Genomic DNA, 14714 nt, shown 5'->3' with positions numbered 1-14714 from the left:
TCCCCCCCCCCCCCGGCCGCGGGCGCCCCCGGCGGGGGCTTGGGGGGGTCGGGGGCCCTGGGGGGGGGTGGGCCCCCGGGGGGGGGGGGGGGGTGCCCCCGGGGGGGCCCCCCCCACCCCGCTGCCGCTCCTGTCTCTGAGAAGGCTTCCGCATACCGGTCGATGGGTGTGGTCAGTCAAACTGGGTGCTAGATCGGGTGATCGCTGCGGCGTCGGCGCATGAAGACTTCTTCTCCCGGGCCTCCAGCATTTCGAGCACCGACGGCACAGCCACCTCCACGGACAAGATGAGCAGACGAACCGCCCCATCTCTCCCACCCACAGGCGGAGTTCACGCCCACCAACCTCGAACCACACGATCACGTTCGGAAAGCGGAAGCCTTCTGACATCAACCCGGGCCACCGGCCCAAGTGCTGGGAAACGATCAGATGGTGGATGGGAAGCGATCTCTGATGGCTTGAGATGTCGCTGCTCAGATCTACTCGTGAACACCCGTCCAGGGGTTCCACGGTGCCGATGGCACGCCGGCCGCTGCGGGCGATGCGTTTACGCCTGGCGCACCAGAGCTTGGGGAACGGGCCGTGCAATGGGCGGTGGCTGACTCCAACTCCGCCGAGCGGGCGCCCCGGTGGCCTTGTCGGCTATGACGGTTGGCGGTGTTCCTCGATGAAGTCGGTCACGAGGCGTGCGTAGTCGTCGGGGTGGGTGACGTGGGGGATGTGCCCGGCTCCCTCGAAGGTGTGTGTGCGGGCCTGGGGCAGTGCTCCGGAGAGTCTGGCGATGATCTCGGAGAACCATGGCGGGCTCTCCGTGCCCTTGGTCAGCAGGGCGGGCCCGGTGTAGCCGGGGAGGCGGCCGAGGTCGAGGTTCGCCCAGTCCGGGTCGGCCTGCTCGTCGAGGAATGTGGGGGCGTTGGTGAGGAAGGTCTGGCGGAACTGGTCCGGCAACTGGTCCCAGGCTCCGGGGCCGAGCGCGACCTCCTCCACGAACTGGCGTGCCCCCGCGAGGGTTTCGCCGGCCCGGAGGTGGGCGAGGACGCCTTCGATCCGCTCCCCGGCGGCCGCCATCAGCGGCAGCAGCCGGGTGTCGTCGGCCATCACACCCATGAGTGGGGGTTCGTGGGCGACAAGGCCCCGGAGGAGTTCGGGACGCCGGGAGGCCAGGCTGAGCACGGTCGAGGCGCCGAAGGAGTTGCCCGCGACGTACGCCGGGGCGAACCCCAGAGTCTCCATCAGTGCCGCCAGATCCTCCTCGTCCTCGAACCGCGACCCCTGCCCCGGCGGACGCTCGCTCCGGCTGTGGCCCCGGCGGTCGTAGACCAGTACCCGGAATCGCTCGGTGAGGGCGGGCAGGACCGGGGCCCAGTTGTTGTGGTCGCCCCAGGAGCCGTGCACCAGGACCAGCGGATCGCCGTCCCCGTCCCCCTCCTCGTAGTAGAGCTGGACGTCGTTGGCCTCGATCCGTGGCATGTCACGGTCTCCTCATCGGAAAGATGGTGTCCGCCCTGGAGCCATTCAGCCACCGCAAGCCCCGCGCGTACGACCTGCCAGTGCCTTCGTGGACCGAACATCATGCGTCCGGCCCATCGGCGACTCTGGTGCAAGACGAGTGCTGATCGATGCATCTGGGGAAAGGTCTCCTGGCCGGAATCCACGAGACCGGGGAGCTGCGGATCCGCAGGATGGTCGGCTCGGGTCCATGGCCGTCGCGTTGAGCCGAAGCGACGCCGATCGACGTGCGGACCTGGAGGGCAGGCCAAGGCGCCGTCAGCCGGCAGAAGCCGCCCTCACCGCCCTGGACGCGGAAATGGACGGTGGTGATCGTCGACAGCACCGGGGCCTTGCGGTGGGAGCTTCGGAGTGCTCGCCCGCGTGGTGAGGGTGCGGCGGTGCGGATCTGGGCCTCGCTGCCGCAGGACACCCTGCTTATACGGCATGGCGGCCACGGCCAAGCCAGTTCGGTCACCCGAGACACGGCTGCGGACGTGCCTGCCCGTACCGCCGCGAGGCTCGCATCCGCTCTACGGCTTGATGTCGTAGAGGACGTTGAACGGGTCGTCCGCCGTGGACCGGGCCACGTCGCTGAAGCCCGCCTCGGTGCACAGAGCGCGTACGACCGTCTCGGGCATACCGCACGTTCCGAGGGCGGCTCCGCCGTTCGCGAGGGACGTGGTCATGCAGTAGAACACGCTGAACCCGTAGAACATCGAGGCAACGGGGCCCACGTTGTCCTCGGGCCGGTCCTCGCAGTTGACCTCCAGCATCAGATAGTCGCCGTCGTCCTTGACCGCGGCCCTGATGGCGGCAAGCAGCCGCTTCGGTTCCGCCGAGTCGTGGAGGACGTCGAACGTGGTGATGAGGTCGTAGCGCCCGGGAAGCCCCTGGGCGGCATCGACCGTCTCGAAGGTCGCCCGGTCGGCGACACCAGCCGTCTCCGCGTTCGCCCGGGCACGTTCCACCTGGCCCGGGAAGTTGTCGAACCCCGTGAAACGGGAGCGGGGAAACCTCTTGGCGAGCACGATCAGAGCGCGGCCCGCGCCGCATCCCACGTCCGCGACGTCGATGCCGCGCTCCAGCCCTTCGACGACGTGAGGGAAGGTGCTCAGCCAGTCGTCGACCATCACGCTCTCGAACCAGCTGCCGGTGAAACGGCTCATGCCGTCCCACAGGCTGTCCGGGTAGTCGCCCTGCCGTACTCCGCCCCCACTCCGGAATGCCTCGACCAGTCGTTCGTACGGCGCCCAGGCTGCGGGCATCATCTGGTACACGCCGCCGAGGAACATGGACCCTGTCTCGTCGGCCAGAGCGGGGGCGTGCTCGGCGGGAAGGGCGAAGCGCCCGGCCTCACGTTCCTCCAGATAGCCTGCCGCGGTGAGACCGCGCAGCCACTCGCGAACGTATCGCTCGTTCAGGTCCAGTCGGTCCGCGAGCTCCTGGCTGCCGGCGGGGCCGTTGGCCGCTAGGTCCTTGAACAGACCCAGCCGGTCGCCCAGGTGGCACAGACCGACAGCCATCGTCCCGCTGATGTCCCCGAGCGCCTTCTCCATGAAGGCTTCGACCTTCGCTTCGTCCAATTCACCCTGCGCCGCCACGGTGTGCCTCCTGACCGAGCCCGATCGCGGGGCGCGACCGGCCCGGAAAGCAAAGCACCGGGCTGCCCCCTCGGGTCGGCCGCCACGACGGGCAGAGTCGCTCGGGCCGGATCGCCTCACCCGATCCGCGTACCGGACGCGCCGAGGGACCGACGGCCCGACATCCTGATCCCGAATGGCCTGCAGGCGTGCGTGCGAGAGGGTGAAGCGCGGCATCCCCGACACCGAACTCGAAGGCGATGGCCTCCAGGGCGCGGCGGTCGCTCAGCCGCTCGCCTCACGCCGGACGGGCCGTCACCGACGGTGGCTGAAGCACGGGCGTGGGCGCCGACGGCCGGCCCCGGTCTGTCTGAGGCTGACGAACCGTCGGCGTGGTGCACCCAGTGACGGAGCGGACCTCCGCGCTCACTGCTTGGGTGGCAGGCTCTCGGCGAAGGCGCGTCCTTCGTCGATCCACGTGCCGAGGACGTCATCTTCCGTGAGAGTGGGCCCGGCGACGAGGATCCAGCCGCGCATCGGCCGGCCGGTCATGTCGAAGAGACGTGTGCCGGGCCGGGCCAGGGCCGCGTCGGTGTTGTCGGGGCCGACCCGCACCATGAGATCGTCGCCGCTCACGCTCACGGCCATGTTGCCGCGGTGCAGGAAGGCAATCCCCCCGAACATGTGCTTCTCCCTGATGTCGGGATCAGCGTCCAGCCGTTGTCTGATCCGTGCCCTTCGTCGTACGGCATGAAGGTTGCTCCTGCTCTCTGGTGAGCCGGTGTTCGAGGTCGCGCAGGTCCTTGCCGATGGAGGAGCGGACCTGGCGGGCCAGGAGAGGCGCGGTCAGCCGGTAGAAGCCTCCTCCGCCGCCCCGGACATGAATGCGGGCGAGGGTGCCGTGCGGGTCCGGCTCGAAGGTGTAAGTGACGTGCATGGGCATCGGGCCGGCCGCGGAGATCATGTCCAGCAGGCGGGGCGGCTCGTACGCGGCCACGCGCAGGACGTAGTCGATGCGTCGGCCGAGGAAATGCGCTGTCCGGGTGACCTCGGCGCCCACGCCGAATCCGCCTTGATCCGCTTCCCGGGTCAGCTTCGCGGTGCGGATGCCCTGGGTCCACTCGGCGTCATGGCGCCAGTCCATGGCATACCCGGCCACCAGCTCCGGCGGGAGCGGAATCATTCGCTCCACGGATACGTCGTACGCAGATCTCGAACCGGTAGAGCGTGTAGGTGATCAGGTGGTTCGCGGACGGCGGTCCCATGGACACGACGGCCGAGATTGCTCGGGTTACGCCGGCGTTGCGCAGGGACTCCCGGGGTGCCAGGTCCATGGTCTCCCAGGCTTCGGCGACCAGGCGGCCGAGGATGCCGCCGCTGTAGAGCTCCAGCGCCACGGCTCCGGGCAGTACTCCGTGGAAGAGGCCCAGGAGCGCGACGACGGCCCACACGGTTGGTTGGGGGGACCGACCGCAGCAGCGGCCTCCCGATCGTCCGCTACACCCACGCCGAACTCGCCGACCAGTTTCCCGGCGCGGGCTCGGTCTGGGCCGCAGTCTCGGTGGCGTCTTGGTGACGGCGGCTCGGTCTCGGCGAGCGCATCGCGCTGACCCGCGGCGGCCAACATCGTGGCCCAGTGCGGCGTCGACGTTGCGGTGCAGGGTGAGATCGACGATGCGGTCGTCGCTGGGCCGGAAGGGGTGGTTTGGATCCGGCATGCCGAGGAGCGGTTGCGCACCTCCCTCTCGGTGGAGAGCAGGGCGTACTGCTCCCGTTCGGCCCGTTCACCGAGCGCGCTTCGGCCCGAGCGTGATGTGGATCACGGGTTACTCCCCATAGATGGATACCCGGGGCCCCTTGCCCTGGGGACTATCGAACACGTCAACCCGAAGGAGGACCAGCTGGGCCGCGATCACGTCGGCTGGGACCCGAACATGGACGACTGCGGCTGCGGGGAGCCCGTCGCCACCGGCTGGTTCCTGATCGGGCACGACCAGAAGGCTCTGCACGTGCACCGTGACCGACCGTTGCACCCGGCCACGATGAAGCCCGCCACCCGACGGTGGCGTGCCTCCGGCCACTTTCCTTGCTGGCCTCGTGTTCCCGTCCCTGACTCACGGCGCACGGAAGCGGTCAGGACTTCCAGATCGGGGTCTTCTCGGTCTGGCGGAGCACGCGGCCTGTATGGGCCAGTAAGATGCCGCGACGCCGTGTGGGGACGCGGTGGGGGTAGGGGGATCAAAGGTGCGCTCGGCGTGGGATCGCGTGACAAGGGCCTGCGCTGTGGCCGTGGGTGCATTCCAGTTGTTCTGTGCCGTCATGTTCGTGCCCGTGTTCGTGGGTCTGATGGTCGTGGGACTCCTCTGGGAGGACCCCGACGAGGCGAAACGGCCGGCACCAGCCCCGGCTGCGCCGGGAGAGCCCTCCGTGGCGCCGGTCGAGTGGACGTACCAGGGCGCGGTGTGCGCTGACGGCTGGGTGTCCCTGTCGGTTGGGGAGCGGGGCGCATGCAGCCATCACGGGGGAGTCGCCGGAAGCTGGGTAGCGGCAGATGGCACCGAAGCGACCTGTCGGAACTATCCGCCGCGGACTCAGGAGCAGATCAACCGGCTGGTGACGAAGTTCGGCCGAATTGTCTGCTAAGTCAGCACCCATGCCTGTTGCTGACATGCCAAGGACTGGTCCTGCCCGGTAGTGACGTTGCTTGTTGAGCTGCTGCGCCTACGGGCGAAGCCCCAAGTAGCGGACGAGCGCGACGGGCCATCACGGGATGGTCACCACTCCCGCAGATAGCGGACGCATCATCCCCCCGGCAGTACCGTCGTCCCCCTCCAGAACCGCCTGCAGGGGGACGAGATGACTAACCCGTACATGTGGCCGCCCAGACCGCAGCAGCCACCGCGCCTGGCCGCGAGATGGGCGCGCAAGAGGTACGTCCTGCCCACGCTCGGCTTCGCGTTCTTCCTCGGCATCGGCATCGGCGCCGGAGCCAGCGGTGACGGCGGCACGGCCGACGGCGCGAAACCCTCGGTGGCCAGCCCTGGCCCGACCGTCACTGTGACCGCGACGGCGACGGCGACGGCGACGGCGACGGCGAAGCCCGCGCCCACGGTCACTGCGACGAAGACGGTGAAGGTGAAGGTGACCGCTACTGCACAGGCCGCCGCAGACAGCGGCGACGACTCCGGCGGTAGCGGGACAAGCGGCGGGAGCAGCTCTGGCGGCCAGACGGGTGTCCAGTTCGGATACGCCTGCTCCCCCGTCGGCGCTCTCGGCACCGCTGAAGACGGACGGCCCGCCAAATGCTTCATGGGCAAAGACGGCCGGGCTCGGTGGGGCTATGACTCGAACCGCGGATAGATTCTCGGGAAACCGACGTCATGCCTGATCACACCGCCACCGAGTTTGGGCTGCTGATCGATTATCCGCCGGGCACCTACACCCGCCGGTTGTGGCGCCGCTGCCCCGGGACACCAGCCAGGACAGCCTCGGGCAGACTCAGTCAGACGGTAGGAAACGGCTTCCGAGCCTCACAGCTCTCACAGGCCGTGCGGAGTCGGTGTCAGTGCCGGGGCCGATGATGGGCGGCATCTGCCCTGCGAACGAGAGGCCCCCGTGAGCACGACCTACGCCCTGACCGTGATCGAAGAGCACGGTGCCCGCCCGGGCCTGGCCGGATTCATCGAGAGCGTGCACTCCATGATCAGCGTGGTCGCCGACGAGCTCGACGCTCCGGAGTCGGAGCTGACGGTGGTGCTCACCGGCGATATCACGGCGTCGATCCGCGCACGCAGCGAGATCGAGAGGGACTTCACCCCGGAGCGGTCCGGCGGCATCGTGAAGGGCAAGACGATCAGTCTGGCCCGTGACTTCAGCAAGACGGTCATCGTTCTCGACACTGGCGACGCGGCGGGCGAAGAGGAGTTGGAGCAGGCGGAACTCCTTCACCTGGTCGTGCACGAGTACGGACACGCCCTCATCGGCCGGCTTCGTGCAGCAGCCGACACCCGGCCGCCCAAGACGACGCGTCCCAAGACGCCGGAGGAGGTGGCGGCAATCTGGGCGTACGAGGCCGCCGACGAGTTCCGGTGCGACCTGTTCTCCAACGCGCTCATGGGCCAGTGCATCACCGTGACGCCGAGCAGCGGCGGTGAGTCCCGGCGGTTCACCCTTGCCGATCTCCTGGGCGAGGGCTGCCGCGACGCCTTCGCGGGCCTGCTCGATGACGTGCATCCCGGCTGGGCCGACCTGGTCTACGCCTAACAGACACACCAGGGCGGCCTGGACGAGATGTACGAAGGCTTGCTCTTCGGTACTGGCGCGATGCTCAAGCTCATTGCGCACGCCGACGCCGTGGAGGAGGCTGGCGGGAACGCGCCGCTGCTCACCGGGTACGCGGACCATCCTGCAGTCCGGCGGCTTCTGGGCCCTGTGTGGACGCCGATCCGTGAGGTGCTGGATACGACGCCCACCCTGCTGCCGCTGGCTGACTTCGCGGCCGTGGACCGGGCTATCCAGGACTGTGGCCGGCACATCGTCGCCATGTGGGCGTCCCTCGGAGTCACCGGGCGTCTGACGGAGGACGACCAGCTGTACATCTCGGTCCGCTGACGGCCCGCTCGCGTGACCACAGCCTTACATCCTCCTGGGCGGTCTGCTGCCCCTGGGGATCAGGGTTCGATGAACGGCAGGGCGACGGCGTGCAGTTTGGTCTGGAGGTTGATGTCGCTGGTGGCGACGTACCAGGCGGAGCCGGGGTGCCGGGACTGCAGGAGCAGGGTCGAGGCGATGAACCGGTCGTCCGGGACGCCCAGGTCGAGCCAGTCGGGCAGCGCGTCGGACTTGGGTTCGATGTACTCGAAGACGGCGTGGACGTCGCCGGCGACCCGGACGCCGAGGGTGACGTCGCCGTTGTTGCGCAGTCCCTTCAGGCGCCGGTCGGCCTTCTTGGCCGCGTCGCGCAGGACGTCGGTCCGGCCTGCGCGCTTCTTGTCGTCCAGCTCGCGCAGCACGACCGGCAGCAGGTGCGCCATGTAGCGCGGACCGATCTGGGCGGTGTAGACGGCGAGATCGGGGTTGTCGATCAGGGCGTTGGTATCGACGGTCAGGCGCACCGGCCATGGATCCGTCAGGAGCAGGCCGGTCAGACCGTGCAGCTGTCGGACCGATGCCCGTGCGAGTTGCACGGCCTGGGGGATGTGCTGCGGGATGGAGTAGTCCTCCCACGTACGTTCGCGGAGAAGCCAGCGCTCCAGGAGTTCCAGGCTGTCCTTGAGCTTTTCCGCCGTCTCGGGCGTCGGGTGCGGGAACAGCAGGAGGAAACGCGGTTTCCAGTCCCGCAGCCGGCGCAGCAGGTCCATCCGCTGCATCTCCAGCTCCGGGCCGCTCGGCGCCCACTCCCAGTCCGTTGCGGTCACGATTCCCGAGTCCACGTACTGGGTACCGGACGCTTCCAGGACGGCGACGTAGTCGCTCTCGATCGCGTCCACCTGCGTCAGCAGGCGCTCTTTGTACGTGGGCGGAAGGGGCTTCTTCGACGGCATCCACCGATGATGGCCCACCCCACTGACATCGTCGGTCCCGCCAAGTTTCGTCGCCGGGGAAAACCCGTGCACCAAGGCCCTGGCGGGGGCCTACGCTCCCGTCATGTACAGCAGCACCTACCCCCGCCCGTTGACCGGAGGCTTCCGGCTCGGAGTCTTCGACACCTCGGCGCTCACCCAGGACATCACCGCGGCGCTGAAGCGGGGCCGGCCGTCCTCGATCCTCGCCGGAATGCAGCACGGGACGCTGCGCGGCTTCATCCCGCACTACGTGTGGGCGGAGGTCCCCCGGGTGCTGGCCGACCGCAAACGCGAGGGCGGCACCTTCGATCTCGTCAGAGCGGAGCGGCTGTGGTGGCAGCAGTACGTGCCGCTGCTGCACGTCGTCTCCGTAACGGGACTGCCCATGACAGCGGCCGCAGACAAGCTCGCCCAGGAGGACCTCAGCGACGTCGGCATCCTCCAACTCTCCGACGTGCTCGCTCCCGTGGTGCTGTTCGCCGCCGACCCCGACCTGATCCGCCACGGCGTCGCCGTCCCGAACTGGGAAGCGGTACGAAGCGTGCTGGGGCGGATCGGCAAGGCGGAGACGGACATGCAGGGCAGCACCAGCGCGATCCTGGGTACCGGATACACCCTGGCCGGGGCCGCACGGCTGGCGCGCGCCCACCCGCTGGCCGCCGGAGTGGTGGTGGCCGCCGCCGGCGCCTACGCGTACCGCAACCGCACCCGGTTCACCAGCGACAGTCGCGCGACGCTCGCCCGGCTCGGCACGGAGGCCCTCAAGATCCTGGGCGAACCGTTCGTTCAGCACGAGGTGCACGGGCGCGACTGGACGCAGGCGGAACGCGGAACCGCCGGAGAGGACGTGCTCTCCCGGGTCGCCCGGCTGCTGGCCCGTGCGCCCGAGCCGATGACCCGCACCGACATCCTCGCCGCCCTTCCCGCCTCGGTGCACCAGCCGCACCGCCGGCAGATGGACGGACTGGGACGGCTCCTGCACCGCTTCCCCGCCTTCCACCAGACAGGGCCCGGCAGATGGCAGATCGGCAGGACCAACGCGCAGATCACGGCAGCGCCTTGGGGCTAGGCACGGCGGGTACGAGGCCCGTGGTGACCGGACGCGGATCCTCTGCCTATCGGCCCTGCTTGATCGGCAGAACGAAGGGAAGAAGCGCAAGGTGGATTTCTCGTTCGAGATCGTCGTTGGCTCGAATCACGAAGTCGTAGCGCCCCTCTGAGGGGCGGGCATCGAGCGTCCGCTTGCAGTTCGGGTGTTCTTCAATCCTCTGGATTGCCTTCTGGGTCGCGTTTGTCGCGTCTCCCCGTCGGATGAAGAGCAGAAGGGCCCCCTTCGAGTCCCGCCAGACGTGGTACTTCAGGAGCTGGGTGAGGGCGTCTCCGACGACTTGAGGGCCGTCCCAGATCTTGCACTCCCCGATGAAGACATTACGGTCTTCCATGCGGATCAGGATGTCGGTCCTGCCGTCGCCGTTGAACAGCTCACCTCCGCTTGCTCCCATGAAAGTGCTGTTCAAGCTGACCAAGAGCAGGTTGCGGATGTCTTCCTCGCCGAGTTTGGCGATAGTTCCGGGGGTCCGTTCCAGCGCGTTGCGTGAGTGCGTGATGACCCGAATAGCCTCTTCGTAGTCTTTGTCCAGGAGTTCCCACTCGGGCCTGAACGGTTCTGCGACTCCTGGCTGGCGTCGGGGCACCACTTGGCGACGGCTGACGGGAACGGAGAAAGCCGGAGGTCCGTCTTTCTGTCTGACGGGGATCCCGAGAGCGGCTTCGAGTTCTCGGTCGGCAAGGAGCTGGCTCTTCCTACGAGAAACCCGAGCGGGCACCGTCTGCTTCAGGAGCTCGTTGTGGCTCGCGATCTCGGAGCGAGCATGGCCAAGATTCCTCTCGATGACATCGAGCTCCCCGTTGATCTTTTGCAGCACTACGGCCGGGTCCGCGGTGTCACCACGCCAGGTCACATGGATCTCCGAGCCCACAATCCGCGCAGACTGTCCGCTCAGCAGCGACGTGTATGAGCCCGGGCGGTACCTCATCAGGTCCATGTCGCCCTCGCAGGGGACCACGATGGTGATCTCGGTCTGCCGGACATCCCTGCGCCCCATGAGGTCGTCAACGGGGACGACGTGCTCGGTTGACGGGAGCCGTTGCCTCTGGTCGCGGTGCATCACGGGAGCTTCCGCTCCGTACTCGTCGATCAAGTACTTGATGATGTCGGCTTCGGGGGAGGCCAACAGCTCATCCGCGTTCCAGGCGTTGATTTTCTTCAATGCCCTGTCCAGGCGATCTGCAAGGAGTTGACGGAGGCTCTCTGTGTCGAACGGCCCGCTGTGCTGACGCATGCCGCCCAGTGTGAACGACACCACCGACAACCGGCCCTGACCACCTCATGAGCGAGCTTCGGCACGGTCTCCGCCAGATCCAGTGCCGCAGCAACCTCATCGACGGATGTCTCGCCGAAACTGGCCTCGCCTTGACGACATCACGGCAACAACGTCAGTAACGGCACACTTGAGTAACTCGAAGGCGATTAGGCTCTGTCCAGCAAGACCTTATGAGCTGCTCCGGAGGGTGCCAAGAGTGAGTGAGAGTGCCCGGCCGCAGCCAGACGGCGGCCGACTGCCGACACAGACGTGGCGGCCGGAGAAGCGGCGCGCCTTCCTCGGTAGGTTCGCCCCGGCCTTCTACGACGAGGCGAACTCCCATCAGGTGTACGGGCACGACCGCCCCAACGCGGTGCTGGAGAACGCCGTCGGGCTCATGCTGTGCTACGACGAGTTGTGGTTCCTCAGCCGCGACCTGTGCCCTGCGGACATGCAGGAACTGGACTTTGTCCGGTTCGTGTCCGACGACGCCGAGCTGTCGAAGACCGCTCGTGAGGTGTTCCGCGCGCGCCAGGTGGACCTGCGCCGCGAGTTCGCGGAGTGGAGTGACGACACGCGCCGACCGCACCTGCGGGAGGCGGCGATAGCCGGGGATCTCGGCAGGTTCTCCGACTGGGAGGCATCCCGGAATCGGCAGGGACACGCGCAGTACCGAGGGCAGTCGCAACGCCATCGGTATCTGCGGGATCACCTGACGGCGGCCATGAACCGCGCTGGACACGCCACGTCACTGCGGCCCCGCATCGACTACGACGCGATCGCACAGCACGCACAGGCGCCCGGCGACCAGCTTTCGACAGCGGCACAAACCCTGCTCAAGAGCCGGGAACTGGCAGATCTCGACCAGATCGCCGAATGGTCCGTTACTGATGCCCTCCATCTCGGCCCTATGGACTGCATCGTCAACACCGGCTCGGCGATCCTGCTGGCTCCTCCGGAGGACGACCCGGACGACGACGTGCAGTTCGAGACGCACAAGATCGAGGCCATCGAGAAGATCCTCCACCTGCGCAGCACGGACACTCTCACCCCGCGCGGCGCCTATGATGACTACATCGCCGACCTCCGCAAGGACCAGCGGGTCAAGGACCTGCGGCAGTTTCTGGCGGGCCGCCCGTCCCCGGACGGCTCGGCCGCCACGCTGGCCGCAGAAGTCGAGAGGGTCATCGAGGCCCACCAGCGCGAGGGGTTCCGGCGGATGCACCGGCCGGCGAAGCTGCGGGCCGTCGCCAGCATGGCTCTGGGAGCAGTCAATCAGGTGGTCCCCGGTCTCGGGACTGTGCTCGGCGCCATGGTGAACGCCGACCGGAACATCGCGGACTTCAAGTTCAGAAGGGACAGCCGGTGGGCGGTGTTCGTCGTCGACGCCCGTTTCCGGCAGAACCCCGGCCGGGAAGACAGGATCTGACGGCGACGCTGACGCGGTTAGCGACGAACTGGAAGGTGGAGTCCGGATGAGTGGTGCGTTGCTCGCTGCGGCCGAGACCAATCCCTGGGCATCCGGCTGGGACATGCTCGTCGCCCTCGGCACACTCGGCCTGGCTGTGGGGACCGTACTCCTCGCCGTCTTCACGTTCGCGCTCGCCCGCCGAACGCACGATCTCGCACGCGACAGCGAGGCAACCGTGCGCAGTCAGTGGCGGCCGGTCCTGCTGCCGGCCGGCCACAAGCCGTACGAGGAGGAGGGATTCACGACCACCCCGCGGATCAAGCCCCTGGCGTACAACCCGAACGAGCAGATCCTGACTGTACGCATCCACAACGCAGGGACCGGCCCCGCTCTGTACGTGCGCGCGCACCTGGAGCGACCCGATCAGCCGGGCGGCATCAGCCCCCGCAACTGGTCGCGGGCGGCCCTCGCCCCCGGTGAAGCAGCAGACCTCGTGTTCGAGAACGCATCCTTCGCTCAGCGCGCCCAACTCCTCCTCGATTACCGGGACCTGGCCGGTCACCAGTACGGCACGGCGTGCACGATCGAACGGGTCAACCTTGAACCGCGCATGTATGACGTCCTGGTCGAGGACCACTCGGTGACCACGCTGGGCGACGCGGTGTACCCGCAAGAAGGTCTGCGGGACGCCAGGCTCCCTGCCTCGGCTGGACCCAGCCTGACGTAGTTGGCTCAGGGACCCCTGGGCCTCTGGGGCCGATCCGCAGGTCAGCTCGCTTAAGTACCGGCAGCATGTCCGAGTCGCCCAGCTACTGGGCGGCCAGTTGTCCCCTGGTGTCCGAGTTGGGATTCCGGGGCCGACTCCGCCACAGCGCACTCACGCACGACGCGGAAGACGGCACCTCAACGCCGATGCTCCTGGCTCGCTCCCGCCACGCCTCCGTACGACCCCTGGAGAGGTACGCCTGGCCCGGCGTCGACGCGGTTGCCCAGCACGTCGCCGAGCGGGACCCGGCCGCCCGCCGACGGAGTAAGCCGGAGAACTTCCGGTGTGCTTCCCGGACGACACCGCACTCCGAGCGACATCATCCCAGGTCAGCGATATCCGTTGTTTCTGCGGCCGTTACTCTGCCCCTGGCCACACAGCGGGATTCGTCCACGAACCGCAAGGCACCCCGAACTCCATGACCTCACAACGGGCGCCCCGCCGACCCAAGTCGCGGCACACGCTGTGTCCCCCGCAGGTCGCGTCGCTTTCCCCGGAGTGACGGCACGGGCGTGTGTCCCCGCCGTCCAGTCACGAGATGTGCTTTTCCGGGCGGATTGAGACACGGCTTTATGCCGAGCATCACACACAACCCCGACCGGCTGCCCGCCACCTACCTTGGCCTCGCAGATCAGCCGTTCTGAGGCTCCCGCGCTGTGCGGGTGGTGCTGATCAGGTGGTCAGGTGAGGTCGACGAGGGACGGCGCCGGATCGGCCTCCAGGTCGTACTCCTCGAACTCCCACAGCACGATGTTCGCGTCCTTGGGTACGCGGTACACGAACTTCATCTCGTCCTTGAAGCCGGGCTGCAACTGCGCGTTGCACTCGGGGTTCCCCGGGACGTAGTCCAGGTCCTCGATCGTGTCGAAACGTCGGCCCTGGTCATCGATCAGCGCATTGATGATGGGCAGCGAGCACGTGAGGTCCATGCTGGCCTTGGTCTCGTTGCGGACGACGGTCTCGAGGATCACGTACTTTGCGTCCGGGTCGGCCTGTTTGGCGGCACCGTTGAAGGTGATGCTGTTGGCCTCCCGGACCTTCTTCATCGTGACGACGGTGCCCCGATTGCGCGCCTCCTCCCCGACCTTGAACTCGGCTTCGGTAGGCGCCTCAGTGTCGGCGTTGCCGCCGGTCGCTCCTCCTGCCTCAAGGACCTTGTCGCCTGCCTCGTCAACGGCTTGCGACCACTGCTCGTCTGTGAGGTCGGCGCAAGCCTCGGGCCGGGAGTCAGGGGTGTCGGCGCCATTCACCTGGTCGATCATCAGGTCGAAGACGGCGTCCGCGCATTCTTTACTGATGCCGGTTTCGGTGGCGGCAGGTTCGGCTGCACTGGGTGCGGCGGCCGACTTGCTGTCACTGCTGCTGCCGCATGCGGTGAGGCTGGCTATGAGCAGCGCGGCGGTAGCCACCGTTCGGGCGCGCATGGTCCCCCCCAGGAGTCGTGAAGTGCTGGACATCATGCACCTTGTGGTGAGGTTACAGAGAGGCTGTGTTGAAGTCGTGACTTCGCCGCGTCTTCGGTTGCCATGACGGTGGAGC

General features: G+C 67.8%; 14 protein-coding genes. 6 read left to right on the top strand and 8 right to left on the bottom strand.

The features are described 5' to 3' along the window. Positions 1-642: 642 nt before the first annotated feature. The 5 genes from ACH4TV_RS31690 to ACH4TV_RS31670 all read right to left on the bottom strand — a co-directional run bounded on the left by ACH4TV_RS31690 (position 643) and on the right by ACH4TV_RS31670 (position 4522). On the bottom strand, positions 643-1470 hold the full coding sequence (locus ACH4TV_RS31690) for an alpha/beta fold hydrolase (protein ID WP_398404164.1): 828 nt from the start codon (positions 1468-1470) through the stop codon (positions 643-645). Positions 1471-2021: 551 nt separating this feature from the next. After that, positions 2022-3092, bottom strand: a complete 1071-nt coding sequence (locus ACH4TV_RS31685; RefSeq protein WP_398404162.1) for a methyltransferase domain-containing protein — start codon at positions 3090-3092, stop codon at positions 2022-2024. A 405-nt stretch (positions 3093-3497) separates the two neighbouring features. Further along, on the bottom strand, positions 3498-3770 hold the full coding sequence (locus ACH4TV_RS31680) for a TfoX/Sxy family protein (RefSeq protein WP_398404575.1): 273 nt from the start codon (positions 3768-3770) through the stop codon (positions 3498-3500). A gap of 7 nt (positions 3771-3777) precedes the next feature. Then, positions 3778-4254 (bottom strand): SRPBCC family protein, encoded by a 477-nt coding sequence (locus ACH4TV_RS31675; RefSeq protein ID WP_398404573.1) that lies wholly within the window; start codon positions 4252-4254, stop codon positions 3778-3780. After that, the gene (locus ACH4TV_RS31670; RefSeq protein ID WP_398404160.1) at positions 4199-4522 is read right to left on the bottom strand and encodes a PhnE/PtxC family ABC transporter permease; all 324 of its coding nucleotides are present in this window, start codon (positions 4520-4522) and stop codon (positions 4199-4201) included. The genes ACH4TV_RS31675 and ACH4TV_RS31670 overlap by 56 nt, the downstream gene beginning before the upstream one ends. 1405 nt (positions 4523-5927) lie before the next feature. Between ACH4TV_RS31670 and ACH4TV_RS31665 the strand changes: the two genes are divergently transcribed. The 3 genes from ACH4TV_RS31665 to ACH4TV_RS31655 all read left to right on the top strand — a co-directional run bounded on the left by ACH4TV_RS31665 (position 5928) and on the right by ACH4TV_RS31655 (position 7682). Beyond that, entirely contained in the window at positions 5928-6431 is a 504-nt protein-coding gene (locus tag ACH4TV_RS31665) for a flagellar motor protein MotB (protein ID WP_398404158.1), read from the top strand. Positions 6432-6686: 255 nt separating this feature from the next. Further along, positions 6687-7334 (top strand): hypothetical protein, encoded by a 648-nt coding sequence (locus ACH4TV_RS31660; RefSeq protein WP_398404156.1) that lies wholly within the window; start codon positions 6687-6689, stop codon positions 7332-7334. Positions 7335-7394: 60 nt separating this feature from the next. Next, positions 7395-7682: a hypothetical protein gene (locus ACH4TV_RS31655; protein WP_398404154.1), complete on the top strand. Its 288-nt coding sequence runs from the start codon at positions 7395-7397 to the stop codon at positions 7680-7682. Positions 7683-7741: 59 nt separating this feature from the next. On the opposite strand, the gene ACH4TV_RS31650 is transcribed toward ACH4TV_RS31655, so the two are convergent. Then, complete coding sequence (locus ACH4TV_RS31650) at positions 7742-8614, bottom strand: PIN domain-containing protein (RefSeq protein ID WP_398404152.1); 873 nt, start codon at positions 8612-8614, stop codon at positions 7742-7744. A gap of 103 nt (positions 8615-8717) precedes the next feature. Between ACH4TV_RS31650 and ACH4TV_RS31645 the strand changes: the two genes are divergently transcribed. Then, complete coding sequence (locus ACH4TV_RS31645; RefSeq protein ID WP_398404150.1) at positions 8718-9704, top strand: PIN domain-containing protein; 987 nt, start codon at positions 8718-8720, stop codon at positions 9702-9704. A gap of 46 nt (positions 9705-9750) precedes the next feature. On the opposite strand, the gene ACH4TV_RS31640 is transcribed toward ACH4TV_RS31645, so the two are convergent. Next, positions 9751-10977 (bottom strand): hypothetical protein, encoded by a 1227-nt coding sequence (locus ACH4TV_RS31640; protein WP_398404148.1) that lies wholly within the window; start codon positions 10975-10977, stop codon positions 9751-9753. A gap of 238 nt (positions 10978-11215) precedes the next feature. Here ACH4TV_RS31640 and ACH4TV_RS31635 point away from each other — a divergent pair, with 238 nt between their 5' ends. Both ACH4TV_RS31635 and ACH4TV_RS31630 read left to right on the top strand, forming a co-directional pair. Further along, positions 11216-12427, top strand: a complete 1212-nt coding sequence (locus ACH4TV_RS31635) for a hypothetical protein (protein WP_398404146.1) — start codon at positions 11216-11218, stop codon at positions 12425-12427. Positions 12428-12473: 46 nt separating this feature from the next. Further along, a complete protein-coding gene (locus ACH4TV_RS31630) occupies positions 12474-13136 on the top strand; it encodes a hypothetical protein (protein WP_398404144.1) in 663 nt (220 codons plus the stop codon). A gap of 719 nt (positions 13137-13855) precedes the next feature. Here the strand turns inward: ACH4TV_RS31630 and ACH4TV_RS31625 are convergent. Continuing rightward, positions 13856-14599 (bottom strand): hypothetical protein, encoded by a 744-nt coding sequence (locus tag ACH4TV_RS31625; protein WP_398404142.1) that lies wholly within the window; start codon positions 14597-14599, stop codon positions 13856-13858. Between the last annotated feature and the right edge of the window lie 115 nt (positions 14600-14714).

Source organism: Streptomyces sp. NPDC020898 (genome assembly GCF_044333925.1).
In the GTDB taxonomy this organism is placed as follows: Bacteria; Actinomycetota; Actinomycetes; order Streptomycetales; family Streptomycetaceae; genus Streptomyces.
The sequence above is the reverse complement of the archived record's forward strand: the minus strand, read 5'-3'. Positions and strand labels throughout refer to the sequence as shown.